General features: G+C 65.7%; 21 protein-coding genes, 1 tRNA gene and 1 other RNA gene. 11 read left to right on the forward strand and 12 right to left on the reverse strand.

Annotation, left to right across the window (positions count from 1 at the left end; genetic code table 11):
- Positions 1 to 122: 122 nt before the first annotated feature.
- Complete coding sequence (locus tag B1A74_RS05440) at positions 123 to 1,091, reverse strand: PstS family phosphate ABC transporter substrate-binding protein (protein ID WP_018945909.1); 969 nt, start codon at positions 1,089 to 1,091, stop codon at positions 123 to 125.
- A 158-nt stretch (positions 1,092 to 1,249) separates the two neighbouring features.
- Here B1A74_RS05440 and B1A74_RS05445 point away from each other — a divergent pair, with 158 nt between their 5' ends.
- Positions 1,250 to 1,876 (forward strand): YIP1 family protein, encoded by a 627-nt coding sequence (locus tag B1A74_RS05445; protein ID WP_077244005.1) that lies wholly within the window; start codon positions 1,250 to 1,252, stop codon positions 1,874 to 1,876.
- A 2-nt stretch (positions 1,877 to 1,878) separates the two neighbouring features.
- Here B1A74_RS05445 and phoR read toward each other — a convergent pair whose 3' ends face one another.
- From phoR to B1A74_RS05480, 7 genes are all read right to left on the reverse strand, one after another.
- Positions 1,879 to 3,192: a phosphate regulon sensor histidine kinase PhoR gene (gene phoR / locus B1A74_RS05450; RefSeq protein WP_077244006.1), complete on the reverse strand. Its 1,314-nt coding sequence runs from the start codon at positions 3,190 to 3,192 to the stop codon at positions 1,879 to 1,881.
- A 13-nt stretch (positions 3,193 to 3,205) separates the two neighbouring features.
- On the reverse strand, positions 3,206 to 3,895 hold the full coding sequence (phoB, locus tag B1A74_RS05455; RefSeq protein WP_077244007.1) for a phosphate regulon transcriptional regulator PhoB: 690 nt from the start codon (positions 3,893 to 3,895) through the stop codon (positions 3,206 to 3,208).
- Positions 3,896 to 3,987: 92 nt separating this feature from the next.
- The gene (locus B1A74_RS05460) at positions 3,988 to 5,319 is read right to left on the reverse strand and encodes a DUF3422 family protein (RefSeq protein WP_077244008.1); all 1,332 of its coding nucleotides are present in this window, start codon (positions 5,317 to 5,319) and stop codon (positions 3,988 to 3,990) included.
- A 68-nt stretch (positions 5,320 to 5,387) separates the two neighbouring features.
- Positions 5,388 to 6,260 (reverse strand): squalene synthase HpnC, encoded by an 873-nt coding sequence (hpnC, locus tag B1A74_RS05465; protein WP_077244009.1) that lies wholly within the window; start codon positions 6,258 to 6,260, stop codon positions 5,388 to 5,390.
- A 98-nt stretch (positions 6,261 to 6,358) separates the two neighbouring features.
- The gene (gene gph, locus B1A74_RS05470) at positions 6,359 to 7,036 is read right to left on the reverse strand and encodes a phosphoglycolate phosphatase (protein ID WP_018945915.1); all 678 of its coding nucleotides are present in this window, start codon (positions 7,034 to 7,036) and stop codon (positions 6,359 to 6,361) included.
- On the reverse strand, positions 7,033 to 7,737 hold the full coding sequence (gene ubiG, locus B1A74_RS05475; protein ID WP_077244010.1) for a bifunctional 2-polyprenyl-6-hydroxyphenol methylase/3-demethylubiquinol 3-O-methyltransferase UbiG: 705 nt from the start codon (positions 7,735 to 7,737) through the stop codon (positions 7,033 to 7,035). Before ubiG ends, gph begins: the two co-directional genes overlap by 4 nt.
- 7 nt (positions 7,738 to 7,744) lie before the next feature.
- Complete coding sequence (locus tag B1A74_RS05480) at positions 7,745 to 9,082, reverse strand: TRZ/ATZ family hydrolase (RefSeq protein WP_077244011.1); 1,338 nt, start codon at positions 9,080 to 9,082, stop codon at positions 7,745 to 7,747.
- A 201-nt stretch (positions 9,083 to 9,283) separates the two neighbouring features.
- On the opposite strand from B1A74_RS05480, the gene B1A74_RS05485 reads away from it, so the two are divergent.
- The 3 genes from B1A74_RS05485 to B1A74_RS05495 are packed head-to-tail and all read left to right on the forward strand — an operon-like array spanning position 9,284 to position 13,137.
- Complete coding sequence (locus B1A74_RS05485; protein ID WP_038035878.1) at positions 9,284 to 10,414, forward strand: polysaccharide export protein; 1,131 nt, start codon at positions 9,284 to 9,286, stop codon at positions 10,412 to 10,414.
- 18 nt (positions 10,415 to 10,432) lie between these two features.
- Positions 10,433 to 10,873, forward strand: coding sequence for a low molecular weight protein-tyrosine-phosphatase (locus B1A74_RS05490; RefSeq protein WP_018945919.1), 441 nt, complete (start codon positions 10,433 to 10,435; stop codon positions 10,871 to 10,873).
- A 35-nt stretch (positions 10,874 to 10,908) separates the two neighbouring features.
- The gene (locus B1A74_RS05495) at positions 10,909 to 13,137 is read left to right on the forward strand and encodes a polysaccharide biosynthesis tyrosine autokinase (protein WP_077244012.1); all 2,229 of its coding nucleotides are present in this window, start codon (positions 10,909 to 10,911) and stop codon (positions 13,135 to 13,137) included.
- Positions 13,138 to 13,150: 13 nt separating this feature from the next.
- Here the strand turns inward: B1A74_RS05495 and B1A74_RS05500 are convergent, their stop codons facing one another.
- The 3 genes from B1A74_RS05500 to B1A74_RS05510 form a co-directional block, all read right to left on the reverse strand.
- Positions 13,151 to 15,058: a polysaccharide biosynthesis protein gene (locus B1A74_RS05500; RefSeq protein ID WP_077244013.1), complete on the reverse strand. Its 1,908-nt coding sequence runs from the start codon at positions 15,056 to 15,058 to the stop codon at positions 13,151 to 13,153.
- A 126-nt stretch (positions 15,059 to 15,184) separates the two neighbouring features.
- Positions 15,185 to 15,331: non-coding RNA, RtT sRNA (locus B1A74_RS05505), on the reverse strand.
- A gap of 40 nt (positions 15,332 to 15,371) precedes the next feature.
- Positions 15,372 to 15,462: transfer RNA gene (locus B1A74_RS05510), tRNA-Ser, on the reverse strand.
- A gap of 437 nt (positions 15,463 to 15,899) precedes the next feature.
- Between B1A74_RS05510 and soxB the strand changes: the two genes are divergently transcribed.
- Positions 15,900 to 17,633, forward strand: a complete 1,734-nt coding sequence (soxB, locus tag B1A74_RS05515; protein ID WP_077244014.1) for a thiosulfohydrolase SoxB — start codon at positions 15,900 to 15,902, stop codon at positions 17,631 to 17,633.
- 261 nt (positions 17,634 to 17,894) lie between these two features.
- Positions 17,895 to 18,965, forward strand: coding sequence for a 23S rRNA (cytidine(2498)-2'-O)-methyltransferase RlmM (rlmM, locus tag B1A74_RS05520; RefSeq protein ID WP_077244015.1), 1,071 nt, complete (start codon positions 17,895 to 17,897; stop codon positions 18,963 to 18,965).
- Between the two features lie 11 nt (positions 18,966 to 18,976).
- On the opposite strand, the gene B1A74_RS05525 is transcribed toward rlmM, so the two are convergent.
- Positions 18,977 to 19,396, reverse strand: coding sequence for a secondary thiamine-phosphate synthase enzyme YjbQ (locus B1A74_RS05525; RefSeq protein ID WP_077244016.1), 420 nt, complete (start codon positions 19,394 to 19,396; stop codon positions 18,977 to 18,979).
- Between the two features lie 217 nt (positions 19,397 to 19,613).
- On the opposite strand from B1A74_RS05525, the gene B1A74_RS05530 reads away from it, so the two are divergent.
- The 5 genes from B1A74_RS05530 to B1A74_RS05550 all read left to right on the forward strand — a co-directional run bounded on the left by B1A74_RS05530 (position 19,614) and on the right by B1A74_RS05550 (position 25,756).
- On the forward strand, positions 19,614 to 21,092 hold the full coding sequence (locus tag B1A74_RS05530; RefSeq protein ID WP_077244017.1) for a DUF3939 domain-containing protein: 1,479 nt from the start codon (positions 19,614 to 19,616) through the stop codon (positions 21,090 to 21,092).
- Positions 21,089 to 21,499, forward strand: a complete 411-nt coding sequence (locus B1A74_RS05535; protein ID WP_018945926.1) for a response regulator — start codon at positions 21,089 to 21,091, stop codon at positions 21,497 to 21,499. The genes B1A74_RS05530 and B1A74_RS05535 overlap by 4 nt, the downstream gene beginning before the upstream one ends.
- Positions 21,483 to 23,246: a putative bifunctional diguanylate cyclase/phosphodiesterase gene (locus B1A74_RS05540; RefSeq protein ID WP_244269173.1), complete on the forward strand. Its 1,764-nt coding sequence runs from the start codon at positions 21,483 to 21,485 to the stop codon at positions 23,244 to 23,246. The genes B1A74_RS05535 and B1A74_RS05540 overlap by 17 nt, the downstream gene beginning before the upstream one ends.
- Positions 23,247 to 23,502: 256 nt before the next feature.
- Positions 23,503 to 24,054, forward strand: coding sequence for a heme NO-binding domain-containing protein (locus tag B1A74_RS05545; protein WP_077244019.1), 552 nt, complete (start codon positions 23,503 to 23,505; stop codon positions 24,052 to 24,054).
- Positions 24,047 to 25,756, forward strand: a complete 1,710-nt coding sequence (locus B1A74_RS05550) for an ATP-binding response regulator (protein WP_019591431.1) — start codon at positions 24,047 to 24,049, stop codon at positions 25,754 to 25,756. The genes B1A74_RS05545 and B1A74_RS05550 overlap by 8 nt, the downstream gene beginning before the upstream one ends.
- Positions 25,757 to 26,571 lie beyond the last annotated feature (815 nt).

Consider the following 26,571-nt stretch of genomic DNA (forward strand, 5'->3'; position numbering starts at 1 on the left):
GTCCGATGACACTGCGGTGACAGGCATTTGAACGCGCAGCGGCTCGTGCTCAGGGGCATAAACGAAAAAGGCCCGGACATTGTCCGGGCCCTGATGCCTCCCCATTGCGGGAGGTGCGCCGGTTATTCGAGGCCGAGGGCCTCGCGCTGGCGCTTGGCGACCGTCTCGGGCAGCGGGACGAAGCCGTCGCGCACCACGACCTCCTGGCCTTCCTTCGACAGCACCATCTTCAGGAACTCGGCCTGGCGCGGGGCGAGGCCGTCTTCCGGGTGGTTGTTGACCGCGACGTAGAGGAAGCGCGACAGGGGGTAGTCGCCGGAAGCGGCGTTCTCGGCAGTCGGCTCGTACAGGGCATCCTCGCTCTCGCCGAGGGCGATGGCGCGGACACCGGAGGTGTTGTAGCCGATGCCGGAGTAGCCGATGCCGTTGAGGGACTCGGCGACACCCTGGACGACCGAGGCGGAACCCGGCTGCTCGTTCACGGCATTCTTGAAGTCACCGTCGCACAGGGCGTGCTGGCGGAAGTACCCGTAGGTGCCGGAGACCGCGTTACGCCCGTAGATGGTGATGTCGCGGTTGGCCCAGGAGCCTTCCAGGCCGAGCTGGCCCCAGCGGTTGATGTCCTCGGCACCGCCGCAGCGGCGGGTGGACGAGAACGCCGCGTCCACCTGTTCGATCGACATCCCCTCGATCGGATTGTCGCGGTTCACGAACACCGCGATGGAGTCGATGGCCACCGGCACCAGGGTCATCTCGTAGCCGTGGCGCTGCTCGAACGAGGCCTGCTCGCTGTCGCGCGGCTGGCGCGACATCGGGCCGAAGTCGGCCGTGCCCTCGGTCAGGGCGGGCGGGGCGGTGGAGGTGCCGGCACCCTGGATCTGGATGTTGACGTTGGGGTAGAAGTCCTGGAACTCCTCGGCCCACAGCGCCATCAGGTTGTTCAGGGTGTCCGAGCCTTCGCTGGACAGGTTTCCGGAGATGCCGCTGACGGTCTGGTAGGCCGGCAGATCCGGGTCGACATCGGCCATCGCCGGTGTGACGGCAAGGGCGGCGGCCGCGGCGGCGGCCAGAACACTACGCTTGAACAGCATGGGTCACTCCCTCGTGCTTGCTTGACGGTGCGTCGGACCGGTGGGTCCTTGATGCCGGATTATCGGGAGCCATGCTTGCAGTTTGGTGACGGCGACGTGACAGAAGCATGACAGGGGGCTGTAACGGGATTGTCATCGGCGCTTCATACAGTGCACCCATGAAAGCTGATCGTCCCCTTCGCGTCTGGCCCCTGGCCGCCCGTGTCCTGGTGCGTCCGGGACCGGTGCTGCGCTCGCTCGCCGGTCACGGTCCGCTGCCTTCGTGGCAGGCCGTGTTCCTGCGTTTCTCTCTGCCCCTGGTGCTGACCAGCGTCATCCTCAGTCAATGGCTTTACGGGCTGATGCCGCCCGCGCTGCCTCCCGAGTCCGTTCCGGATCCGGTGGGCTTCGGCGTCTACAGCGTGCTGGCGATGACGGTGGGGGTCGCGGGGCTGACCCTGTCGGCTCACTACCTGGTGGAGCTGTTCCAGGGGCCGACGGGTCCCGAGCGGGCCGCCATGGCCGTGACTCTGGGGCTGGTCCCGGCGTGGCTGGGCAACGTGGTCGCGGCGTTCCCCTGGCCCTGGGGCAACGGTCTCGCGCTGGCCCTGATCCTGTACAGCCTTGCGCTGCTGTATGTGGCTCTGCGCGAATTGCTGGGACTGAAACGCGGCAACCGGATCGGCCTGTGGGCGGCCACGCTGTTCTCCGGGGCGTTCATCACGCTGGTCTTTGGCTGGGCGTTGATGGACCTGATCCCCGGGGCTGCCCCGGAGCTGCGTCTCGGCACGACCTGGTTGATCTGAGTTCAGTTTTCGCAGCGCCGCACCGCATGCGGCGGGAAATGGCAACTGAAGCGGCTGCCGACGCCCAGTTCGCTGTCGATCTGCAGCTGTCCCTGGTGGCGCAGCAGCACGTGCTTGACGATGGCCAGGCCCAGGCCGGTGCCGCCGCGATCCTGGCTGCGGGCGTCATCCACGCGGTAGAAACGCTCGGTCAGCCTCTCCAGATGGTGGCTGGCGATGCCGGGACCGTTGTCGTCCACGGCGAGGGTAGCGCCGCCGTCGTCGGTTGCGGACCAGCTCAGAGTGACCCGGGTGCCTGCCGGGGTGTACTTGATGGCATTGAACAGCAGGTTGGCGAAGGCCGATCGCAACTCGGTCTCGGTGCCGAGGATCTCCAGATCGGGCTCGGCGTCCAGTGCCAGGTGGTGGCCGCGGTCGCCGGACAGCAGTTCGGCCTCGTCGATCAGATTGCGCAGCATCTTGGTCGGATTGAACCAGGTCTGCTCGCCCTGTTCCGACCCGGTCTCCAGGCGCGAGAGCATCAGCAGGTCGTCCACCAGCAGTTTCATGCGCTCGGACTGTTCGCGCAGCAGGCGTACCGAATCCATCAGTTCCGGCTGGTCGACCAGTTCGTCCTCGAGGGTTTCGGCCACGCCGTAGAGCACGGTCAGCGGGGTGCGCAGTTCATGGGACACGTTGGCGATGAAATCCCGGCGCATCACCTCCAGACGGTGCAGGTGCGTGGTGTCGCGCGCCAGCAGCAGGTACTGGTGCTCGCCGTAGGGCACCAGACGGATCTCCAGTCGCCGGTTCGCATCCAGCGGCGACGGCATGTTGAGGCTCTCCTGCGGCGCGCTGGCGGGATCCATGAAGCGCAGGAAATCCGGATGGCGCACCAGGTGGGTGATGCGGCGGCCCTCGTCGGCCGGCCATTCCAGATCCAGCAGGCGCGCGGCGGTGGGGTTCGCCCATTCGATCCGGTGCTCGGGGTTGAGGACCACCACCGCGTCGGGAAGGGCGCTGGCCGAGTCGCGGTAGCGCTCCAGCGTGCGCCGCAGTCCGGCCACCCGGCGCAGTCGCCGCTGGCGGCGCTGGTGCAGGTTGGTGAAGATCTCGCCCCATATGCCGCGGGCATCGGGCGGCTCGCTGCGGCCGCCGCGACGGGCCCAGTTTTCCAGCCGGTAGAGTTGCAGGAGGTTCCAGCCCAGCGCGGCGGTCAGCAGGGCCGTCGCGGTGATCCACGGGTAGCCCAGGGTCCATCCGGTGCCGAGAATGATCAGGCCGGCGAGCAGGTTGCGGGCAATAACCCGTGGCCAGGGATTGAAGGGGGGCTGCAAGGGGCGGATCCGGTCAGGGCTGGTCGGAGAAACGATAACCGGAGCCTCGCACCGTCTGCACCAGGACGTCGTGTCCGGTTTCGGCCAGGGCCTTGCGCAGGCGACGGATATGGACGTCCACGGTGCGTTCCTCCACGTAGACGTTGGTGCCCCAGACCTTGTCCAGCAGCTGCTCGCGGGTGAAGACCCGGTCGGGGTGGGTCATGAAGAAGTGCAGCAGGTTGTATTCGGTGGGGCCCAGGCTGACCGGTTGCCCGTTGCCGCTGACCCGGTGCGAGACAGGATCGAGCGCCAGACCGCGGAATTCCACAGGCTCCTCCGAGCTGGTGGGCGTGGTGCGCCGGAGGACGGCCTTGATCCGCGCCACCAGCTCGCGCGGCGAAAACGGTTTGACGATGTAGTCATCGGCGCCCACGTCCAGCCCGCGGACGCGGTCTTCTTCCTCGCCGCGCGCGGTCAGCATGATCACCGGGATGTCCTTGGTGACGGGGCTGGCCTTGAGTTCTCGGGCCCAGTCGAGCCCGCTGATGTCCGGCAGCATCCAGTCCAGCAGGACCAGATCGGGCGGCTCCTGGAGCAGGTCGGTGCGCGCGCTGCGGACGTCGCCTGCCTCGCGCAGATCGTAGCCGGCCCGATTGAGGGGCAGGCGGAGCATCTCGCGGATGGCGAGGTCATCCTCCACAAGCAGGATCGAAACAGCCATGTCGGCCTCCGGTTGCGTGATGACCGCATTGCATAACAGGCGTGTTACAGACGTGTGAACACGGCATCATGCGACGGGAATCCTGTTCGCCGTCATTGGCGTCCGTCGTCGCCGTGACTGGCGGTGATGCGCGCGCGCATGCGGCGCTGGGCAAACCATACTCCGCCAACCACCACCGGCACCGTGGCGCCGATGGCGATGTTGACCGGGATCGGCAGGGTGCCGGCATCGTCCATCCCGCGCAGGAAATAGGCCAGCAGGCTGGTCAGATAATAGGAGATCACCACCACCGAAAGCCCTTCGACGGTCTCCTGCAGGCGCAGCTGCAGATGGGCGCGCCGGTTCATGGAGCGCAGCAGGTCCCGGTTCTGGTTTTCCACGGCGACGTCCACGCGGGTCCGCAGCATGGAGGTGGTGCGGTGAATCCGGGTCGCGAGGTTGTTGAGCCTTTCGTCCTGCGAGCGGCAGGTGCGCATGGCCGGGTCAAGGCGGCGGCCGAGGTATTCGCACAGGGTCTGCAGGCCCGGGATACGCACCGGGCGCAGTTCCTCGGCGCGCTTGTCCACCATGGAGGCGTAGGCGCGTGCGGCGTGGAAGCGGGTCGCCGTGTGGCTGCCCATGCGCTCGACATCGGCGGCCAGGTCGGACAGCGCGGCCAGCAGCCGCTGTTCGCGGTCCGTGCCGTGGAAATATTCGGAGATCCCGGCCATTTCGTCGTTGATGTCGTTGAGGCGGCCTTCCAGTTCGTTGAGCTCGGGCATCAGTTCGCGTGCCAGCGGCAGTGCCAGCAGGGCCATCAGGCGATAGGTCTCCAGTTCGAGGACGCGCTGCACCAGGCGCCCGGCCTGACGGCGGGAGAGGTCCACGTCGCGTACCAGGAAGCGCTCAAAGCCGTCCTCGCGCACACGAAAATCGCTGAACACCCGACCGTCGCCGCCGGAGACGCCGTTGCCGGCGAACGAGTAGGGGGCGAACAGTTCGCCCAGCTCCTGCATGCTGCGCACCGGAGCCTCGCGCGGCTCCAGCTCCAGGTGGATGGCGGCAATGGTCTCCCCCGGCAGGCCGGTCAGCCAGTCGATGGGCACCCGATGGATGGCGGGATGGGTAAACGGTTCCTGCCGGGGTTCGTTCACAACGAAGAACGCCCAGGTGGAGAATTCGTTGTGGCGTTCCCAGCGCAGGCGGAACTCGCCCAGGTCCACGGCTACGAAGTTCTCGCCGTTCAGCGGGGGCTCGATTCCGTGCCGCCGGCACAGATCGGCGACACATTCACGTTCCCGGTCGATGGCTTCGCGCGGGCTCAGCAGGGTCAGCCAGGAGACCCGTGCCGGCGGATCCAGGGGCTCGTAGAAACGGGTATGGATCTCTTCCTGGATGGACTCGCGCAGGGGGTGGTTGCCGGGCAGCAGCGGGTTGGTTTGCATGTCAGTAGTCGGGTGATCGTTCGGAGTCGGAGTCGGAGTCGGAGTCGGGATCGGGTCGGGGTGGACGTTCAGGCACCGCGTCCCCGTCGGCGCGGCCGCAGACTGTGCCACAGGACCACCGCCATATCGCGCGCGCCCAGGCGGGGGCGGGCGAAGGCATCGTTCTCCTGGCGCAGGCGCCAGAGCACGCGCGCGCCGCCATTGACGATGGCACGGATCTCGAGACCGAGCCGCCCGCCCAGGGTTCCGCCCAGCGGCGCGCCGGCGCGCAGCAGGCGGTCGGCGCGGGCGTACTGGAACTGCATCAGGTTCTGCAGGGGCAGGGTGTTGAGCCGCTCGCGCAGCATCACCTCGGTCACGCCGTAGCGGGCCATCTCGTCCTGCGGGAGATAGATGCGGTCGTTCTCGCTGATGTCCTGGTGCAGATCCTGGTAGAAGTTGATCAGCTGCAGGGCGGTGCAGATGGCATCCGACTGGCCCAGCATGGCGTCATCGGGTTCGCCCTGCAGGTGCAGGATCAGCCGGCCGACCGGGTTGGCCGAACGTCGGCAGTACTCCATGACCTCGCCGATGTCCGCATAGCGGGTCTTTTCCAGGTCCTGGATGAATGCGTCCGCGAGGTCGACGAAGGGTTCAACGGGCAGGTTGAAGCGCCTCTTCGCGTCCGCGAGCGCGATCCATTCGGGGGTGCTCTCCGCGGCCGGGTCGTCCAGCGCGCGGACGTGTTCCTGCATCGCCTGCAGCTCGGTCCGGCGGGCCTCGACCGGGCGCGAGTCCTCGTCGGCGAGGTCGTCAGCGTCGCGCGCGTAGCAGTAGATCGCGGCCACCGGGTCGCGTATTGGGCGCGGCAGCAGGCGCGAGGCGACGGGGAAGTTCTCGTAGTGCGACCGGGCACGCAGGCGGCAATGCCGATAGGCAGCGGCGATGTCGGGGCGGGCCATGTCAGCTCCAGTCGGGGGTCTTGGTGCACCCATTATGCCGGTTTTGTCCTGTGTGGGAGGCCGGCCCTCCGGCCGATGGGACGGGCGGGGCCTGTCACTCAGCCGGCGGCGCGGGTGAACGTCTCGCGCCAGCCCCAGAAGTCGCCGGGATGGTCCAGGACACCGTCGGCACCCCAGCCGTCGGTGTTCTGACCGGCGTCAATGTAGCCCCAGGCGGCGATCAGCGTGCTCATGCCGGCGGCACGGCCGGCAGCGATGTCGCGTTCTGCATCGCCCCAGTAGCAGTGGTGTGCGGGCTCGAGCCCGGTCTGGCGGGCGGCCAGCCACATGGGGTCGGGGTCCGGCTTGCGCCGATTGAGGCTGTCGCCGGAGACGATCGCGCTCATGCGCGGGGCGAGGCCCAGGGCCTCCAGCAGCGGTTCGGTCAGCCACGCGGGCTTGTTGGTGACCACGCCCCAGCGCCAGCCGCGCGCCTCGATCTCGTTCAGCAGGGCGTCCATGCCCGGGAACAGCGCGGTGGCGATGCACAGGTCGCGCGCGTAGATCTCGAGGTAACGCTTTTTCAGGGCCTCGGTTTGCTCGTCCGGCGCGTCGGGGAAGGCCAGGGTGACCAGGGCGTGCGAGCCGTGCGAGACATGGTTGCGCACGGCATCGAAGGGCAGGGGCGCGCGGTCGTTCTCGGCCAGCAGCCGGTTGAGAGCGGCATGCATGTCGGGTGCGGTGTCGAGGAGGGTCCCGTCCAGATCGAACAGGACCGCGCCCGGTTCGTGGCTCATGCGCGTGCGGCCATCAGGTAGTTGACGTCGGTGTTCGGGGTCAGGCGGTAGCGCCCGGACAGCGGCGACCAGGTGAGCCCGGTCAGGTCGGCCACCTCCACGTGATGCCGGCGCAGCTGCGCGGCCAGCTCCGAGGGGCGGATGAAACGGCCGTACTCGTGGGTGCCAGCCGGCAGCAGGCGCATCACGTATTCGGCGCCCACGATGGCCTCGGCAAACGCGCGCGGGGTGCGGTTGATGGTGGAGAGGAAGATCCAGCCGCCGGGCCGGACCAGTCGGCACAGGGCGTCGATCACGTTCTCCGGGTCCGGCACGTGTTCCAGCATTTCCAGGCAGGTGACCACGTCGTATTCGCCGGGGTGCTTTTCCGCGTGCTCCTCGGCCGTTACGTGCAGATAACGCACGGAAACACCGCTGTCGTGGGCGTGCTCGCGCGCGACTTCCAGGTGTTCGGCACCGGCATCGAGTCCGGTGACCTCGGCCCCGCGCACGGCCATTGCCTCGGACAGGATCCCGGCGCCGCAGCCGACGTCCAGCACCTTCTTGCCGACGAGATCGGCGTGGCCGTCGATCCATTCCAGGCGCAGCGGGTTGATTGCGTGCAGGGTGGCGAAGGCCCCGTTGGGGTCCCACCATTCGTGCGCGCGATCCGTGAATTTGTGGATCTCGGCCTGATCGACGTTGGAATGGATCTGGGTCATGGGCGGTTCAGCTCTCGCAGGCTTGCAGGGTCTCGGCCACGCGGCCCTGCCACCGGACGGCGCTGGCGTGGATGGCCTCAAGGTCAAGCGTAAGCAGTTCGCGGTCGGCGAGCAACGCCCGGCCGTCCACCCATACGTCGCGCACGGCCTCGCGGGTGGCGGCATAGACGATGCGTGCGTGCGGATCGTGTTCGGGCTGCAGCTCCGGGGAGGTCAGGTCGAGGCTGATCAGATCGGCCCGCTTGCCCGCTTCCAGTGAACCGATCTCGTGGTCCAGCCCCAGGGCGCGCGCGCTGCCCAGGGTTGCCATCTCCAGCACGCGCTCGGCCGGCAGCGCGGCTGCATCGCCACTCACGCCCTTGGCCAGCAGGGCCGCCGTGCGCATCTCGCCGATCATGTCGAGGTCGTTGTTGGAGGCGGTCCCGTCGGTGCCCAGCGCGAGGTTGATCCCGGCCTGGTCCAGGCGGGCCACGGGGCAGAAGCCGGACGCCAGTTTGAGGTTCGATTCGGGGCAGTGCGTGATCGACACCGGCCGGTTCTCCAGCAGGGCCAGGTCTTCGTCGCTGACCTGGGTCATGTGGACGGCCATGAACGGCTGGTCCAGCAGGCCCAGACGGGCGAGCCGGGCCAGCGGGCGTTCACCGCCGTTGCTCACCGCCTCTTCCACCTCGCCGGCGGTCTCGTGCACGTGGGTGTGCACCGGCACGCCCAGCTCGCGGGCGCGCTCGCCCACCCGCTGCATGCTCTCGTCACCGACGGTGTAAGGCGCGTGAGGAGCGACGGTGAAACGGATGCGGGGGTGATCACCCCAGGTCTCCACCACCTCGCGGCCGCGCTGGAAGTATTCGTCCGGGGTCTGCGCCCAGGGGGTGGGAAAGTCGAACACCGTCAGGCCCATCACCCCGCGGATGCCGCTGGCATCGACCGCGGCGGCGGCGTCCCCCACGAACAGATACATGTCGGAGAAGCAGGTGGTGCCGCCACGCAGCATCTCCGCGGCAGCCAGCCGGGTGCCGTCGTTGACGAACTCCGGCGACAGCAGCCGGCCCTCCACCGGCCATACGTAGCGCTTCAGCCACTCCATCAGCGGCTGGTCGCTGCCGATGCCGCGCAACAGGGTCATGCCGGCATGGGTGTGGGCGTTCACCAGCCCCGGCATCAGGGCGTGCCCCTCGCGATGTTCGTGGCGGGCCTCGGGATGCTCGGCGAGGGCCTGCTCGCGTGGCTTGACGGCCAGGATCGCACCGTCGCGAACGACTACCGCATGGTCTTCCAGGACGGCCCCCCGTGGAACCACGGGCAGCACCCAGGAGGCGCTCAGGATCAGCGTGGCTGCTTCGGACATCGGAACTCCGCGATGACGGTTTGAAAATCGGGTTTCGGAATCCGCGCATGGTAAGGAAACGTGGACCAATGTACACGTTCGCGGCCCGGCCGACGGACCGCGGCGATACTCGGAAAGGATGGGGCCGGAACTGTGGAATATGCCCGCACCGAGCTGTATCCTTGCGGCCTTCAGAGATCGCCAAACCGGGTGCAGTTGCCAATGATCGCAGCAGGAAGCTGGAAAACCGCGGTGCCTCTCGTGGTCGCCGTCGCCCTGTCGGGCTGCGGGTTCGCGCCGGGTGGTTTCATTCAGGAGCGCGCCGAGAGCGAACCACTGCACGACAAGGTGGAAGTGAAGCCGATCACCCGGGGTCTGGTTCGTCAGGAGGCCGAGGATCCCGTCCAGCCGGATCTGGAACAGGCACGCGAGGAGCTCGAGGCGGATGACACGCGGTACGACTACCGGATCGGTCGCGGCGACGTGCTCAGCATCATCGTTTATGACCATCCCGAACTGACGATCCCGGCCGGTTCGGAACGCTCGGCGGCCGAATCCGGCAATACGGTGCATTCCGACGGGACCATCTTCTATCCGTTCGTCGGACGGGTGGAGGTCGAGGGCCGAACGGTCGCCGAAGTGCGGGACATCCTTGCGGAAGAGCTCGCCGCGGTCATCAATGATCCGCAGGTAGAAGTGCTGGTGGCGGATTACCGCTCGCAGCAGGTGCACGTGACCGGCGAGGTGCGCGAACCGGGGCGCCAGCCGGTGACCAACGTTCCGTTGACGGTGCTGGACGCGATCAATGATGCCGGTGGGCTGACCGAGGAGGCGAACTGGCACAACGTACGTCTGACACGCGATGGTGAAGAAGTGCCGCTGTCGATGTACGCGATGCTGAGCGAGGGCGATCTGTCCGAGAACCGCGTGCTCCGGGATGGCGACGTGCTGCACGTGCCGGACACGACCGACCAGAAGGCGTATGTGCTGGGCGAGGTGGGCGAACCGCGCAGTATCCCGATGGGACGCGGACGGATCTCGCTGACCGACGCACTTACCGATTCCGGTGGCTTCAACGAGGCGACGGCGGATGCCAGCGGCATCTTTGTGGTCCGTCAGGCGCCGCCGGACAGTGACCTGCTGGCGACGGTTTACCAGCTGGACGCCCGGGATGCCACGGCGCTGGTGCTGGGGACCGAGTTCGAGCTCGAACCCATGGATATCGTCTATGTGACGACGACTCCCCTGGGGCGCTGGAACCGTGTGATCAATCAGTTGCTGCCGACTGTTAACGCTGTTTATCGTGCCTCCCAGGCCACGCGCGACGTGCGCGAGCTGCGCGACGACTTCTGAGCGGGCAGGGTGGAACGGATGTTTGAACGGATCCTCGTGGTATGTACGGGCAACATCTGTCGCAGTCCGGTGGCCGAGGCGATGCTGCGCCGGCATGCCCCGGAGCGCAGCATTGGCTCGGCCGGTCTGGGCGCGCTGGTCGGCGAGGGTGTCGCGCCGCAGGCGCGGGCACTGGCGGAGGCCGATGGCCTGGACGTGTCCGGTCACGAGGCCCGGCAAGTGACCACCGGCATGCTCGAGCAATCGGATCTGGTGCTGGTGATGAGCGACGGGCAGCGCCAGGCGATCGGCCGCAACCACCCCCGTGCCCTGGGCAAGACCATGCGTTTCGGCCACTGGCTGGATGACGGTCGCGGGCGCGATATTCCCGATCCCTATGGCAAGAGCGACGAGGCATTTCGGCAAGTGCACGCGCTGCTGACCGAAGCCGCACAGAGCTGGGCGGAGCGACTGGGCTGATCTCCCGGCCGCGCCACGACAGGAACAGGTAACCCATGACGCAGACCCCCGCTTCCCCGCCGCCGGCGGATGACGAGATCGACCTTGGCCGGCTGCTCGGACTGCTGCTCGATCACAAGTGGTGGATCGTCGGCATCACCTTCCTGTTCATGCTGGGCGGAGGGGCGTATGCGACCCTCTCGACGCCGGTCTACCAGGCGGATGCGCTGGTCCAGGTGGAGGATACCGGCGGTGTCAGTGCACCACTGAACGACATGCGCGAGATGCTGGGGCGCGAGCCGCGTGCATCGGCGGAACTGGAGATTCTGCGTTCGCGCATGGTGCTGGGTCAGGCGGTGGATCGCGAGCGCCTGGACCTGATCGTGCGTCCGGTGCGCCTGCCGGTCATCGGAGATTTTCTGGTCCGCCGGGACTGGGACCGGAGCCGGGCCGCCGTGTTGGGCGGCGTCGCCGAGCGCTATGCGTGGTCCGGAGAATCGCTGACGGTGGGCGATCTGCGGGTCACGCCCGCGATGGAAGGGGAAACCCTGACACTGCAGGTCACCGGCGAGGATCAGTTCCGCCTGGCCCACGACGATCGGGTCCTGGGAGAAGGCCGGACCGGGGAGGATGCGAGCTTCCTCGACGGGCAGGTCATCCTGTTTGTGGAGGACATCTCGGCCGGGGCCGGGGCCCGCTTCGAACTCCAGCGCCGCGCTCGGCTGGCCGCGATACGCGATCTGCGCAACCGTTTCCAGGCCACGGAACAGGGCAATGAGAGCGGTGTCTTCAGCCTGACGTTCACCCACACCGATTCGGAACAGGCTCGGCGCGCCCTGAACGCGATCAGTGACATCTATCGCCGCCAGAACGTCGAACGTCAGGCCGCGGAGGCGGAACAGAGCCTGGAGTTCCTGGAAGAGCAGGTGCCCCAGGTACGGGCACGGCTGCGGGAAGCGGAAGACGCCCTGAACGAGTATCAGGTGGAGCAGGAAAGCGTCGACATGTCGATGGAGACGCAGGCGGTCCTCGACCGGCTGGTTGACCTGGAGCGCCAGATCACCGAGCTGGAATTCGAGGAGGCGGAGATCTCCCGTCGGTACACGCAGAACCATCCGACCTACGTCACCCTGCTGGAAAAACGCGAGCAACTGGAGAACGAGCGCCGGGAGCTGCAGCAGGAGATCGGGGGTCTGCCGGAGACCCAGCAACAGGTACTCCGGCTGCAGCGTGATGTCGAAGTGAACCAGGAAGTCTATGTCCAGCTGCTCAACCGCATGCAGGAGATGGACATCACGCGAGCCAGCACGGTGGGGAATGTCCGCATCCTGGACGATGCCGCAGTTCTGCCGTCACCGGTGGAGCCACAGCGCGGGCTGATCGTGGCGCTGGCAACGGTCCTCGGCGGCATGCTTTCGGTGGCGCTGGTGCTGCTGCGCGGGATGCTCAACCGGGGCGTTGAATCACAGGAGCAGATCGAGGAACTGGATCTACCGGTCTATGCGACCGTACCGCTGTCGGACGTGCAGCAGAAACTCGTCAAGCGGCTGCGGCGGCGGCGTGATCTGAAAAGCGGGCGTCGACGCGGGGCCACCGGGGAAGAAGGGGTCGTGACGGGGGTGCTGGCCTCGTATTCCCCGACGGACGGGGCCATCGAGGCGCTGCGTGGTCTGCGCAGCAGCCTGCATTTCGCGATGCTCGAGGCGGCGGACAATCGGCTGGTGATCACCGGTCCCAGCCCGGGTGTCGGCAAGAGTTTCATCTCGGTGAACCTGGCGGCGGTGTGTGCCCAGGCGGGCCAGAAGGTCCTGGTGGTCGACGCCGACATGCGCAAGGGGCACGTTCATCATGCGTTCGGCGAGGCCAGTGCGGGCGGTCTCTCCGATCTGCTGTCGGAGAAGCTGACGCCCGGGGAGGCCATCCGCCATACCGATATCGAGGGCCTCGATTACATGGCCCGGGGCTCGGCGCCCCCGAATCCCGCCGAGCTGCTGATGAACGAGCGTTTTACCCGGTTCCTCGATCAGGCGAGCGAGCAGTACGACCTGGTGCTGATCGATACGCCGCCGATCCTGGCGGTGACGGACGCCTCCGTGGTCGCGCGCCACTGCTCGACCACCCTGATGGTGGTGCGCTTCCAGCTCAACCCGCCGCGCGAGATCGAGGCGGCGCGGCGTCGTCTGGAGAGTGCGGGCGTGGAGACGCGGGGTGCGATCCTGAATTCCATGGAAGCCACCGCCAGTGCCAGTTACGGTTACGGCTACTACCACTACTCGTACAAGTAGCGGAACTCCCGGTTCACCCGGCGGGACGGTATTCGGGAACGATTTCCCGCAGACGTGCGCGGGTCGCCGCGGCATCCATCGCCTGGTCGGCGCGTTCCAGAGCCGCCAGCGCCTCGCTGAGGGCATCCGCCGGTGCCCGGTCTTCGCGGGCCTGCATGATGCGGGGGTGGCGCGTGCTCTCCACGTTGTCGCCAATGAGCAGTTCTTCGTAGAGCTTTTCGCCCGGGCGCAGCCCGGTGAACTGGATCGCCACGCCGTCGGGCGGGTCGCCGTTGTCGTCCCGGACCTGGCGGCCGTGCAGGCGGATCATGCGTCGGGCGAGATCCTGGATTCGTACGGGCTCGCCCATGTCGAGGACAAAGACCTCACCGCCGCCGGCCATGGTGCCGGCCTGGATCACCAGCTCGGCGGCCTCCGGGATGGACATGAAGTAGCGCGTGATCTCGGGGTGGGTCACCGTGACGGGGCCGCCTTCCCGGATCTGGCGATGAAACAGGGGCACGACGGAACCGGATGATCCGAGGACGTTGCCAAAGCGCACCATGGAAAACACGGTAGCCGGGGTGCCGGCTGCCCGGTCCTGCAGGATCATTTCCGCCAGCCGCTTGCTCGCGCCCATGACGTTGGTGGGGCGCACGGCCTTGTCGGTACTGATGAGGATGAATCGTTCCACGCCGGCCGCGATCGCGGCGTCGGCCAGCACCCGCGTTCCGAGGACATTGTTGCGCACTCCCTCGACGGCATTCTCCTCGACGATGGGTACGTGCTTGTAGGCGGCCGCATGGTAAAGGGTCTGGATCCGGTGGCGGGCGAGGACGGATTCCACCCGCCGGGGCAGGGTGACCGACCCCAGAACGGCATGGATCGGGCAGTCCAGGCCGAGCTCGGCACGCAGTGCCTGCATTTCGTGTTCGATACGGTAGAGCGCGAATTCGTTGCGTTCGAACAGGACGAGTTCGGCCGGTCCCTGGCGGAGGATGCGCCGGCACAGCTCCGAGCCGATGGAGCCGCCGGCACCGGTGACCATTACGCGGCGATCCACAATGCTGCATTGCAGCAGGTCCGGCTGAGGCGGCACCGGGTCGCGTCCCAGGAGATCCGCCACGTCGATATCTTCGAGCTGGTCCAGGCGCGCCTGGCCGGAGACGACGGCCTCCATGGAGGGTACCGACTGCACATGCAGGGGATAGGGCTCGAGGCGCTCCAGGATGGCCTTGCGCGCCGAGCGCGAGGCCGAAGGAACGGCCAGCAGGATGCGCCGGATGCCGTACTGGTGCATCAGCGTCCCGATCATCTGCGGGGGGTGGACCCGAATGCCGTTGATCGCCTGCCCCTGCAGGGCCGGGTTGTCGTCGATGAAGGCGACGATGCGGAACTGCCCGGTGGTGCCGAGGCCGGCCGCGAGCTGCATCCCGGCGGCACCGGCGCCATAGACCAGTACGGGTTCCGCGTGGCGGCGCAGTTCGTTCACGTTCTGGTACCAGCTGCGCACGAGAAAACGGCTGCCGCCCACGTAGATGAAGGCCAGGAGGGCGAAGGCCACCGGGACGAGGCGAGGGAAGTCGTCCAGCCGGCCAATCGCCGCGGCCGCCCACAGGAATCCGGCGAGCAGGACGACCCCGGTGGCCACGGACCATACCGCGCGGATTCCCATGAAACGAACCACGGCACGGTAGAGGCCCAGCCGGGCGAAGATGAACACACCGACCACCGGCAGCAGGGGAAACAGCCACCAGGCATTGATCAGGGCTTCGGGCAGGGGTTCGGCCAGCCGGAGGGCGAAGGCCGTCCACAGGGCGAGCGGAAGCATGGCCACATCGGCCGCGACCATCAGCCAGCGCTTGGTTCGGCGCGGCAGGTTGATGAGGGAGCCCAGCCAGCGGGTGCGGTGGTCGCCCGTTTGATCCTTGGGGTTGCCCATTCTTCCCTGGTCCCGGCGCGGAGTGCGCGCCATACGCGGAGCCGATGTAAAAAAAGGGCCGCGAGGGCCCTTTCTTGCCGAGTTCCGGCGTTGCCCGCTGCGGGCGCCGGAATACCCCCTGAAATCTGGCGGAGAGGGAGGGATTACTCGCCACGCTGTGGCTCGCCCTCCGGGCCATCGCCTGCGACGATGTTCGGGTGCCGCGGTGCGGCACCCGTCGAACCCGGCTTGTCCGATTCCTCGGGTTCGAATCCCTCATCCGACCGGGATTTACATGGAATCAGGGGCCCGGTTGCCCCCTGATTCTGAAATCTGGCGGAGAGGGAGGGATTCGAACCCTCGATACGGGGTTACCGTATACACACTTTCCAGGCGTGCGCCTTCGACCGCTCGGCCACCTCTCCGTAAGCTGCGAAAGGTTAAACGACATCGGCGCCGTGTGCAATGGACGAGATCGCGCGTTCCCGAGTGGCGGGCCTCGGGGGATGCCGGCATTACTCGTTGATCTGCATCACGAACTCGCTTTCTCCTGACGCTACACTTGAACTGTCCGCTTTCTGCGGTGGTGGTCGCCGGCAGGCTCTCTGCCCCGAGCCGGGCACCGTCAAGTGGTGTATGTCGCGTGTTGGCCCCTTCAGGACGAAGGGGCCTTTTTTGTTATCCCCTTAGCGTGTGGGCGTTTTGCGACGCAGCCGCCGTTCCGCGTCACGCTGTAGCAATGGCCTCTGTCGGGACGGAATAACCGATGTCGGGCCGACGTCTTTTCGTTCACCAGGGCGTCTGTCGGCGCGATCCGGCAGACGGCTTTCTTCATTCAGGTCCTAACATTCAGGAGTGGTATATGAACCTCACGCGGAGGGAATTCCTCGAAGTCATGGTGGCCGCCAGCGCGGCCGGTCTCGCCACCAATGCCTGGGCGGGCGAGAGCATCGACTGGCAGCGCGCGCCGTCGGATTTCTACGACATTTCTCCGTTCGGGAACGTGTCTCTGCTGCATTACACCGACTGCCATGCGCAGCTGCGCCCGGTCTATTTCCGTGAGCCGGACGTGAACATTGGCGTGGGGGACATGCAGGGCAAGCCGCCGGTGCTGGCCGGCGAGGCGCTGCTCGACCACTTCGGGGTCGAAAAGGGCACGCCCGAGGCCCATGCGCTGACCTTCCTCGATTTCGCCGAGGCGGCCGAGAAGTACGGTCGGGTCGGCGGCTTCTCGCATCTGTCGACCCTGGTGAAGCGCCTGCGTGCGGACCGGCCGAACTCCCTCCTGCTGGACGGTGGCGACACCTGGCAGGGTTCGGCGACCTCGCTGTGGACCGGCGGGCAGGACATGGTCGACGCGCAGAAGCTCCTGGGCGTGGACGTGATGACCGGTCACTGGGAGTTCACCTTCGGTGACGAGCGCGTCAAGGAAGTCATCGAGAACGACTTCAAGCCCAACGGCATCGACTTCGTCGCGCAGAACGTCGAGGACCGCGACTGGGGTGACCGGATCTTCGAGCCCTACACCATCCGCGAGATGAACGGCGTCCCGGTGGCCGTGATCGGACAGGCCTTCCCGTACACCTCGGTGGCCAATCCGGATTACATGTTCCCGGAATGGTCGTTCGGCATCCGTGACGACAAGATGCAGCAGATGATCGACGAGGTGCGTCAGAAGGGCGCGAAGGTCGTGGCGATCCTGTCGCACAACGGCATGGTGACGGACATCGAAATGGCCCGCCGGCTGCGCGACGTCGACGTGATCATGGGCGGCCACACCCACGACGCGATCCCGGGTGCGCTGGAGATCGAGAACGCCGCGGGCGAGCGCACGCTGGTGACCAACGCCGGTTCCAACGGCAAGTTCCTGGGCGTGCTGGATCTGGATGTGAACGACAGCGGCATCAAGGACTACCGCTTCAAGATGCTGCCGGTGTTCGCCAACATCCTGGACGCGGATCCGGAGATGGAGGCGCACATCGAAGAGGTGCGCAAGCCGTTCGAGGACCAGCTGCGGGAAGAACTGGCGGTGACCGACGATGTCCTCTACCGCCGCGGCAACTTCAACGGTACCTTCGACGAGGTCATCGTGCAGGCGATGATGGAGGAGATGGACGCCGAAGTCGCGCTGTCGCCGGGTTTCCGCTGGGGCGTGAGCGTGCTGCCGGGCCAGCCGATCACTTTCGAAGAGCTGATGACCCAGACCGCGACGACGTACTCCGAGACCACGCGCAACGAGATGACCGGTGCGGATCTCAAGCACGCGATGGAAGACGTGGCCAACTCGATCTTCAACGAAGATCCGTATCGTCATCGCGGCGGCGACATGGTGCGCACCGGTGGTATCCGCTACACCATCGACCCGCACAAGCCGATGGGCGAGCGCATCACCGACATGGAGATCAACGGCGAACCCATGGATCCGGAACGGCGCTATGTAGTGGCGGGCTGGGCCGACGTGCATCAGCGGCATGACACGCCCCCGGTCTGGGAAGTGGTGGGTAACTGGCTGCGCAACCAGGATACGGTCAACGTGGGCGAGCCCTACCTGCCGAAGCTGAAGAACGTGGAGGGCGATCCCGGCCTGGCTCGCTAAGGCCGCCAGTTGCTCCGGATCCTTGTGATCCGGAGCCGGATCGTGAAGGGCCGTCCCGCGAGGGGCGGCCCTTTTTGTTGCCCCCGAGAGGCCCCGAGTGAAGGAGGGATCCCGGAAAGGCTCCCGGGGTGGTTTCTCGGGGTACCCTTGATGGGAGCGTGCTTGCACGCGAACAACGCGGGGTGTTGATTGGCGCCGCGATTCGCGGCCGGGGCCGCTCCACAGGGCGCCGCAGGCGCGCGGAATTACTTGGGGAGGATCATGGAAGAACTGCTTTTTTATTGCCGGGCAGGATTCGAAAAGGACCTGGCCGGCGAGCTGGCCGCGGAAGCCGCGCGCGAAGGCCTGGCCGTCTATCCACGGTTCGTTGAAGGGACGGCCTTCGTCCGCTTGTTATCGGCCGATGGCGATCCGGCACCGCTGCGCGACGCGTTTTCCCTGGAAGAGCGGATCTTCGCGCGCCAGCGCCTCCCCGCGCTGCATCCGCTGGAGGGCCTGTCACGCGAAGATCGGGTGAGCCCGGTCGTGGAACGGATCCGCGCGAGCGGCTGGGCGTTTGAGGCCATCTGGCACGAGACGCCGGATACCAACAAGGGCAAGGAGCTGCACCGCCTCGGAAAGGCACTGGAGCGCCCGCTGGCCTCGGCGTTGCGCAAGGCCGGCGCACTGCGCGGGCAGGGTGAGGCGCAGGGTTGTCGGCTGCATTGTTTCTGGACGGCCGGGGACCGTGTGCAGCTGGGTCTGGCCGCGCCGGAGAGCAGCAGCGACCGTCCGGGGGGCATCCTGCGGCTGAAGGCCCCGCGCGCGGCGCCCAGCCGTTCCGCGTTGAAACTCGAGGAAGCCTGGCACCAGTTCCTGACACCCGAGGAGCGCGAACAGCGACTGGCGGAGGGCATGACGGCGGTGGATCTGGGGGCGGCGCCGGGGGGCTGGACCTGGCAGCTGGTGCGGCACGGCCTGCATGTCCAGGCCGTGGACAACGGTCCGATGGATGCCGACCTGATGGCCGGGGGACAGGTGGAGCATATCCGCGAGGATGCGTTCACCTGGATGCCCCCGCGTCCGGTGCACTGGCTGGTGTGCGACATCGTGGACCGGCCCGGGCGCGTCGCCGACCGTATCGGCGACTGGCTGGAGGCGGGGTGGGCCCGGGAAGCCATCTTCAACCTCAAGCTCCCGATGAAGAAACGCTTCGAGACGGTGCGGGACTGCCTGGACCGGCTGGAACAGCGCCTGGGCGCGCAAACCGTTCGGCTGCGGGCGCGCCAGCTGTATCACGATCGCGAGGAAATCACCGTGCATGCCCGTCCGGCGCGCGGCGCGGCCGACTGATGGAGACCGGGCTATTCGCCCTGGACGGTCACCGTGAGCCGCCGGTCGTGTCCGGCGTAACGGTGCTCCCAGAGGAAGATCCCCTGCCAGGTACCCAGAGCGGGGCGGCCGCGGGTCACCGGGAGAGTGAGGTCATTGTGGGTGAGCATGGCGCGGGCATGGGCGGCCATGTCGTCGTCGCCTTCCATGTCGTGGCGGTAGGCGGGGTCGCCGTCGGGCGCCAGCCGGGCCAGTATCGTCTCCAGATCGCGCCGGACGTCCGGGTCGGCGTTCTCGGTGATCAGCAGCGACGCACTGGTGTGGTGCTGGAAGACGTGGCAGGTGCCGGTGGTGATGCCGGAATCGCCGATGATTCGGGCAACCTCGCGGGTGATGTCCAGGCTCTGGCGCCCGCGGGTGTGGAAGGTGAGTGGCTGCTGGTACACGGGCATCCCGATCTCCTTGCAAGGGTTACCTGGGCGGGGGTGGGGTGTTTATACCGCATGCGGGACCATGATCCTACCGGGACGGCGCAACGCTCGGGTGCTCCCTTCCGTGGAAGACCGGAAGCCGGGCATGATCGGCAAGGGGATGCCGAGGGAACCGGCAGAAACCATTATTGGTCAATGGGAACAGGGTTTAATCCAGCAACTGACAAGGAAGCATGACATGGACTCAGTGACACGTGACGCCGACCCATCCACGGTCGCCGGGGAGCTGGAACGGGTCTCCTCCGGCGTTCCCGGCCTGGACCAGGTTCTTGACGGAGGGCTGATCGCCCGCCGCGGCTACCTTCTGCGTGGTGGTCCCGGGCTGGGCAAGACCACCATTGGTCTGAGTTTTCTCCTCGCGGCGGAGGAGGAAGAGCGAACACTTTTCATCGGTTTTCAGGAGCCGGAGGCGGAGCTTCAGGCGAATGCGGCCAGGGTCGGTCTCGATACCCGCCGCATCGAGTTCCTGAGCCTGGCCCCATCCGAGGAATTTTTTACCGGCGCCGAGACCTACGATGTCTTCGCTGCCTCCGATGTCGAGCAGGCCCCGATGATCGATACGGTGGTCGAGGCGGTCGAACGCATCCAGCCGCAACGGGTTTTCATCGACTCGCTGACCCACCTGCGGCTCATGTCCGCCGACCGCTACCAGTTCCGCCAGCAGGTGGTTTCATTGCTGCGGTTTCTCGTCGATCGGGGCGCCACCGCGATGTTTACCTCGGAGTTTTCGGCGGAGAGCCCCGATGACGACCTCCAGTTTCTGGCGGACGGTGTCATCACCCTGGACCCGGGCATCTCCAGCCCCACGGTCGAGGTGTCGAAGCTGCGCGGCTCGCAGACCCGTCGGGGGCCGCACCAGTACCGGGTGGACGAGAATGGCGTGGAGGTGTTTCCGCGCATCCTGCCGCCAATGCGACGGCTGACGAACGGCGCGGGCAGCGTGCAGTTCCGCAGCGGGAATGGCGATGTGGACGAGATGCTCCATGGCGGCCTCGAGAGTGGCACCATCACACTGATCACCGGCCCCAGTGGTGTCGGAAAGTCGACCGTGGCGGCCATGATCGCGGCCGTGGCGGCCCGGGACGGTCATCGCGCCAGCGTGTTCCAGTTCGAGGAGGAGCTGGATGGCTATCTACGGCGGCTGCGGAACCTGGAAATCGATGTGGACGGTCCGCTGGAATCGGAGAACCTGCGGGTGGAACAGATCGAACCGCTGCGATATCTCGCCGAGGAGTTCATGGCAGACCTGCTGCAGCGGATTGAGGAGGAAAACATCGATCTCGTGGTGATCGACAGTGTTACCGGCTTCGACATGGCCCTGAACCCGGACGAGGCCGTCCACCGCCCGCTGCACACGCTCGCCAAGTCGCTGTCGAGGCGCGGCATTACGGTGCTCCTGGTCAACGAGAACCATGCCTTCGGCGAAGATTTCCAGATTTCGTCGCGCGACATCAGCCATCTGGCGGACAACGTGATCTTTTTCCGTTATGTCCATGGGGGCGATACCCTGGAAAAGCTGATCGGGATCCTGAAGAAACGGATGTCCAATTTTGAACGGGTTCAGCGCCGCTTCGAGATCGCTCCGGGTGGTTTCCGGGTCGGGCAGCCGGCCAGTGCGGTACTTCAGGGCGATGGCGGCCGGAAGGACAAGACATGACCGCGGAAACCCCGCTCGGCGTGATCCTGATCGTGTATCAGCCGGGCAATGCACGCGTGCTGGCCCGGGCCGCCGAGGAAGCGGGCATGGCGGCAGCCCGGGCATCCACGGCGGACGAACTGCAGGCACTGCTGAATCAACGGGAAGGCCACTGGGTTGCGCTGGTCGATCCATCGGGCTTCGGCGAGACGGTCTGGCCGATGTGTCAGCGACTGCAGGACCATGGCATCCCGTTCGTCGTCCTTTCCACCAATCGCCATCGTGATGCCGGGAACCGTTCGCTGCAGTACGGGGCGGCCAGTGTGTTGTACAAGCCGGTCGCCAAGGAGGCATTGCTGAATCTGCTCCGGAGCCTGCAGCCGGGGACGGGATCCACCAGGGAGGACGCGGATGACGGACAGGCCTGATCCGGGTGATTCGGGGACGAATGTCCCGCCCCCCGCCGCCTGGCGGCCGGTGGCCTCGCAGGCCTCGGCCACTGACGTCGGGAAGCCCCCCCGCATCCTCTCGCTGATGGACGGACGCGGCAATCGCCAGCAGGTGGAGAATCTGTTGTCGGCGCGTTACCAGGTGGTCCATCCAGACAATATTGAACTGCCGTCAGACGGCTTTGACCTGGCCATCGGCGACGGCCCGGGGCTGGTGCGCTGGCATGATGCGCTGTACGAGGCGAAGAGCGCCCAGCAGCCGGTGTTCCTGCCCGTGATGCTGATGCTCCCGCGTGCCGACCTGCGCAGCCGGGCAGGCCGCCTGCGTTCCATCGTCGACGAGTTTGTCATCAGCCCTGTCGACCGCTCCGAATTCCTCGAACGCGTGGAACTCCTGCTGAGTGCCCGCCATCAGGCTCAGACCCGGCACGAGGAGCTCGTGCGCATCGTGAACTATGACCGCGTGACGGGCCTGCCCAACCGCCTGCTATTCCATGAAAGGGTGCGCAGCGAGCTGGAAAGGGCAAGGGGAGAGGGCGTATCGGTTCACGTGGTGGTGATCCACACGCCGTTCACCAGTGTGCTCGAGACTTTCGGTCATCGCGGCCTTGACCGTGCCGCGGTCGCCTGTACCGAACGATTCGGGCATCTGTTGGAGGAAGGGATGGAGCTCGCCCGGCTGGATACCGAGGACTGGGGTGTTCTGGTTGTCGACGATACGTTGCCCATGGACCGGGTGATGCCGCTGTGCAGCCACCTCGGGCAGATGGAGCGTCGGCCGATCCGGATCGCCGGCGAGTCGGTCCACCTCAGGGCCCGCATTGGCATTGCCAGTTACCCCGAAGACGGCAGCGACGCCGAAAGTGTGATCAACGCGGCGATGATGGCCGCGGCACAGGCGGGCGAGGGCGAGCCGGCGTTCTATTCGGAGAACCGGCGCGAGGCCATGCTGCATCATCTGCGCACCGAGGCGGCGCTGCATGATGCACTGGCCGAAGACCAGTTCGAGCTGTGGCTGCAGCCCAAGCTATCGCTCACGGACAACCGGATTGCCGGTGCCGAGGCCCTGATCCGTTGGCGTCTGCCTTCCGGCGAGCTGGTGCCGCCAGGGCGGTTCATCCCGGTCGCCGAATCCAGCGGTTTCATCCGCCGGATCACGCCCTGGGTCCTCGCCACTGCCTTTCGCATCGCCGCGGAGCTGCGCGACGGCCGGGAAGGCAGGTTCGTGCTGGCGGTGAACATCACGCCGGCGGATCTCGCCGATACGGATTTCGTCAATCAGATGCGAGCCCTGTGCGCCGAGCACGGACTGCCACCCGAAGCGATCGAGATCGAACTCACCGAGACCATGCTGTGCGAGACCGGCACCGATACCATCGGGCGCCTGCAGACGCTGCGCGAGGCCGGGTTCCGGGTTGCCATCGACGACTTCGGCACCGGTTATTCCTCGCTCGGCTACCTGCAGCAGTTGCCGGTGGACACCCTCAAGATCGACAAGCAGTTTGTCGACGGCGTACCCGGCGAAGCGGGCAGCGATACGGTGATACGCGCAATCATTCACCTCGCGCATGACTTCGGCCTCAAGACCGTTGCCGAAGGCATCGAGAACGAGGACCAGCTCGCTTACCTGCGGGATGCCGGCGTGGCCCTCGGGCAGGGCTTCCACATCGCCCGACCAATGCCCACCGGCGAGTTCGCCGGATGGCTGGAGCAGTGGAACAGCTGAAGCCCCCGTGAATTCACGGAATAAGCGCAACCCCTGAACCCGTATGGGGTGGCCAGCTGCCGCTTCACGGCCCCATGCCTCGTTTCCCGAACGGAGGGATTGAGGCAGATCATGTCCGAGCCAGTGCATCCGCGTTTCCGCGCCTCCCGGGCTTGTCCGCGCTCGAGAAATGTGAAAGCTTCAACAAGAAAGCATGTTACCGGTATATGCAAGGGGCTGCCGGGCCGGTTCCTGGAAGCACCCGGGAGGGGGAATAATGAAGGGTATCGTTTTCACGGAATTCCTGGAAATGGTGGAGGACGTCTTTTCGCCCGACGTGGCCGACGCCATTATCGAACACGCGAATCTCCCCAGCGGCGGGGTCTACACTGCCGTCGGGACCTACGACCACTCCGAGATGGTGCGGCTGGTGACCGCTCTTTCGCGCGAGACCGGAACGGAAGTGGACGACCTTCTGGAAGTATTCGGGAAATACCTCTTTGGGCGATTCAGGGCACTCTACCCCGACTTTTTCACCGGGGTAGACAGTGCCTTTGGCTTTCTGGAACACGTAGAGGACTACATCCACGTGGAAGTGCGGAAGTTGTATCCCGATGCGGAATTGCCCACATTTGACACCAGACGTCTTGATAGCGAAAGGCTGGTCATGGAGTACTCCTCGGCGCGGCCTTTTGCCCATCTGGCCAATGGACTCATTCACGGATGTCTGGAGTCTTTTGGTGAGACGGCCGAAGTCGACTTTGAGGATCTTTCCCATGGGGAAGATACCCACACGCGGTTCACGCTGCGGCTAGTCGACAATGGATGACGGGAGCACCCTGCAACGCAGGCTGGATCGTGAACGGGCGGCGCGCAAGCAGGCCGAACGTATAGCCGAAGAGAAGACACGAGAGATTTTCGAATCCAATCGTGAACTGCGCAGGCTGAATGAAAACCTGGAGAACGAGGTCGCCAATCGGACGGCCGAACTTCAGGCGGCCCGTGACGAGGCGGTGGAAGCGAATCAGGCCAAGAGTCTCTTTCTGGCCAACATGAGCCATGAGCTGCGTACTCCGCTGAATGCCATTATCGGTTACAGCGAGATCCTGCTGGAGGAGGCGGGGGATGACGGGGCGAACGAGCTCCTTACGGATTTGCACCGGATTCTCTCGGCAGGCAAACATTTGCTCAGCCTCATCAATGACATCCTTGATCTGTCCAAGATCGAAGCCGGAAAGATGGATATTCATCTCGAAAGCTTTGTGGTTGGCGAACAATTGCGTGAGGTGATGGCCACGGTGGAGCCGCTGGCGGAGAAAAACGGTAACCGGCTGGTGCTGGACGTGGATCCGGGCATTGAAGCGATGACCATGCATTCGGATCTGACCAAGTGGCGCCAGGGTGTTTTCAATCTTCTCTCCAATGCCTGCAAATTCACGGAACAAGGGGTGGTCACACTCTCGGTTTTCCATGAGCCGGATTCCTCCGGGGGACAGTTGCGGTTCTCGGTGAACGATACGGGGATCGGCATGACCCCGGATCAGATGAAGCGGCTCTTCCAGGCGTTCTCCCAGGCAGATGCCTCCACTACCCGCAAATTCGGCGGTACAGGGCTGGGACTGGCCATCACGCGGCATTTCTGTCAGATGCTTGGTGGCGAAATCCGTGTGGTCAGTGAATACGGGGAAGGTTCTACGTTCACGATGGAGTTGCCGGTGACAACGCCGTCCGGCGAGACCCCTCCGGAGGTTCGGGGCGGTGAGTCGGCGACCGGCAATGCCACGCACGGGACGACCATACTTGTGGTGGATGACGACCCCTCCGTACGCGATCTTCTGGCCCGGCAGTTGCGCAGCGAGGGGTACTGTGTCGAGGTCGCGACGGACGGCGAACAGGCGCTGCAGAAGGCCAGGGAAATCCGTCCGGTGGCGATCACGCTGGATGTAATGATGCCGCAGATGGACGGCTGGGCGGTGCTGAGCCGGATCAAGCGCGATCGTGTTCTGACCGATATACCTGTGGTGATGGTCACGATCATGGATCAGAAGACCACAGGATTTGCGCTGGGGGCGACGGACTATGTCACCAAGCCAGTGGATCGAAAGCGACTTGCCACCGTGCTCTCGAAATTGACGACGTCCGAGCCGCGTAACCGGATTCTAGTGGTGGAAGACGACGCCGGGACACGGGATGTTCTGCAGCGTACTCTGCAACGGGACGGGTGGATGGTTTCTCTGGCCAGCGATGGAGTCGAAGGCCTGGAGCGCCTTCGGTCCGAGCCGCCAGCTGCAATCCTCCTGGACCTGATGATGCCCCGTATGGATGGTTTCGATTTCCTGGAAGAGATTCGTCGAAACCCCGACTGGAAGGACATCCCGGTTATCGTGGTGACAGCCAAGGAGTTGTCGAATGCCGAGCTTGAACGCCTCCACGGCCGCGTCAGTGAGGTAATCGGGAAAAAGCCTCGCGAGCTGGAAGAGCTCTTTGGGCACATCCGCTCCGTGATCAGCGAACACCAGGCGGCAGACTGAAGACATCCCCGCTCACACGCGAAAGCGGCTCGAGGTCGCACGTGTGGCTTGATCGGCGTTTCCCTGTCTCATCGTGATTGGGCAGGCGCTGAAGCACAAGAAAAAGGCACCCGCAGGTGCCTGATTTTACTGCTTAACTGGTGGAGGCGGCGTCAACGAAAAAGCCGCCATAAACCCCTGTTAACCGTTAACTTTCTTAGGCTGTCTGGGTAAGGTTGCCCCCAATGTTGCCCCCGCAAGGTAGGGGCTGGCGGATGCTGGGCGCAACGTCTGCCCTTACGATCAACGCATCATGCCCGCTGCGTGGCTGGCCGTCTATCCCTCGTCCCCTGACTCGTTCCAAGCCTGGTCAATCAACCGACCCACCACGTTCACTCGGGTAACGTCCTCCCGTTGGGTCAGGGTGTCCTTCGAGACCTGACCGATCGTAGACCTTCTTCCGGGACAGCTCGGGGTTCTCGGTCTGCCAGTCCTTGAGTTTCCGGATTGGGGGCAGAAGCCCGAGGGCTCTTTGAGACCGGTTCGCCAGTCAGGGTGGGCAACCTTTCTTCGATGCTTTAGGCTCCTACTTACACCGTGTGGACAAGGAACGACCATGCTCCAGACTGATGACAAGGATCGTTTCGTGCTGAATATCCCCTCTTCCTCCCACGATTCTCACAACCGTTCCCTGGCTTTCGCGACGCGTGTTGACGCAAGGCCGGAGTTATGGTCAAGTCTGGTGTATGAGTGATCGCTGGTTCAGGCGGCGCTCCGGTCGGTGATGGAGGATTCCTCGTCGTTGGTCGGTTCGGTCTGCTCGATGCCGTCGATGA

The sequence above is a fragment of the Thioalkalivibrio halophilus genome (assembly GCF_001995255.1).
Classification (GTDB): Bacteria; Pseudomonadota; Gammaproteobacteria; order Ectothiorhodospirales; family Ectothiorhodospiraceae; genus Thioalkalivibrio; species Thioalkalivibrio halophilus.

What these genes read in the sequence shown, in the direction of transcription:
- B1A74_RS05440 (WP_018945909.1), bottom strand. Translation starts at nt 1,091, where the DNA reads ATGCTGTTCAAGCGTAGTGTTCTGGCCGCCGCCGCGGCCGCCGCCCTT.
- B1A74_RS05445 (WP_077244005.1), top strand. Translation starts at nt 1,250, where the DNA reads ATGAAAGCTGATCGTCCCCTTCGCGTCTGGCCCCTGGCCGCCCGTGTC.
- phoB (WP_077244007.1), bottom strand. Translation starts at nt 3,895, where the DNA reads ATGGCTGTTTCGATCCTGCTTGTGGAGGATGACCTCGCCATCCGCGAG.
- B1A74_RS05460 (WP_077244008.1), bottom strand. Translation starts at nt 5,319, where the DNA reads ATGCAAACCAACCCGCTGCTGCCCGGCAACCACCCCCTGCGCGAGTCC.
- hpnC (WP_077244009.1), bottom strand. Translation starts at nt 6,260, where the DNA reads ATGGCCCGCCCCGACATCGCCGCTGCCTATCGGCATTGCCGCCTGCGT.
- gph (WP_018945915.1), bottom strand. Translation starts at nt 7,036, where the DNA reads ATGAGCCACGAACCGGGCGCGGTCCTGTTCGATCTGGACGGGACCCTC.
- ubiG (WP_077244010.1), bottom strand. Translation starts at nt 7,737, where the DNA reads ATGACCCAGATCCATTCCAACGTCGATCAGGCCGAGATCCACAAATTC.
- B1A74_RS05480 (WP_077244011.1), bottom strand. Translation starts at nt 9,082, where the DNA reads ATGTCCGAAGCAGCCACGCTGATCCTGAGCGCCTCCTGGGTGCTGCCC.
- B1A74_RS05485 (WP_038035878.1), top strand. Translation starts at nt 9,284, where the DNA reads ATGATCGCAGCAGGAAGCTGGAAAACCGCGGTGCCTCTCGTGGTCGCC.
- B1A74_RS05490 (WP_018945919.1), top strand. Translation starts at nt 10,433, where the DNA reads ATGTTTGAACGGATCCTCGTGGTATGTACGGGCAACATCTGTCGCAGT.
- B1A74_RS05495 (WP_077244012.1), top strand. Translation starts at nt 10,909, where the DNA reads ATGACGCAGACCCCCGCTTCCCCGCCGCCGGCGGATGACGAGATCGAC.
- B1A74_RS05500 (WP_077244013.1), bottom strand. Translation starts at nt 15,058, where the DNA reads ATGGGCAACCCCAAGGATCAAACGGGCGACCACCGCACCCGCTGGCTG.
- soxB (WP_077244014.1), top strand. Translation starts at nt 15,900, where the DNA reads ATGAACCTCACGCGGAGGGAATTCCTCGAAGTCATGGTGGCCGCCAGC.
- rlmM (WP_077244015.1), top strand. Translation starts at nt 17,895, where the DNA reads ATGGAAGAACTGCTTTTTTATTGCCGGGCAGGATTCGAAAAGGACCTG.
- B1A74_RS05525 (WP_077244016.1), bottom strand. Translation starts at nt 19,396, where the DNA reads ATGCCCGTGTACCAGCAGCCACTCACCTTCCACACCCGCGGGCGCCAG.
- B1A74_RS05530 (WP_077244017.1), top strand. Translation starts at nt 19,614, where the DNA reads ATGGACTCAGTGACACGTGACGCCGACCCATCCACGGTCGCCGGGGAG.
- B1A74_RS05535 (WP_018945926.1), top strand. Translation starts at nt 21,089, where the DNA reads ATGACCGCGGAAACCCCGCTCGGCGTGATCCTGATCGTGTATCAGCCG.
- B1A74_RS05540 (WP_244269173.1), top strand. Translation starts at nt 21,483, where the DNA reads ATGACGGACAGGCCTGATCCGGGTGATTCGGGGACGAATGTCCCGCCC.
- B1A74_RS05545 (WP_077244019.1), top strand. Translation starts at nt 23,503, where the DNA reads ATGAAGGGTATCGTTTTCACGGAATTCCTGGAAATGGTGGAGGACGTC.
- B1A74_RS05550 (WP_019591431.1), top strand. Translation starts at nt 24,047, where the DNA reads ATGGATGACGGGAGCACCCTGCAACGCAGGCTGGATCGTGAACGGGCG.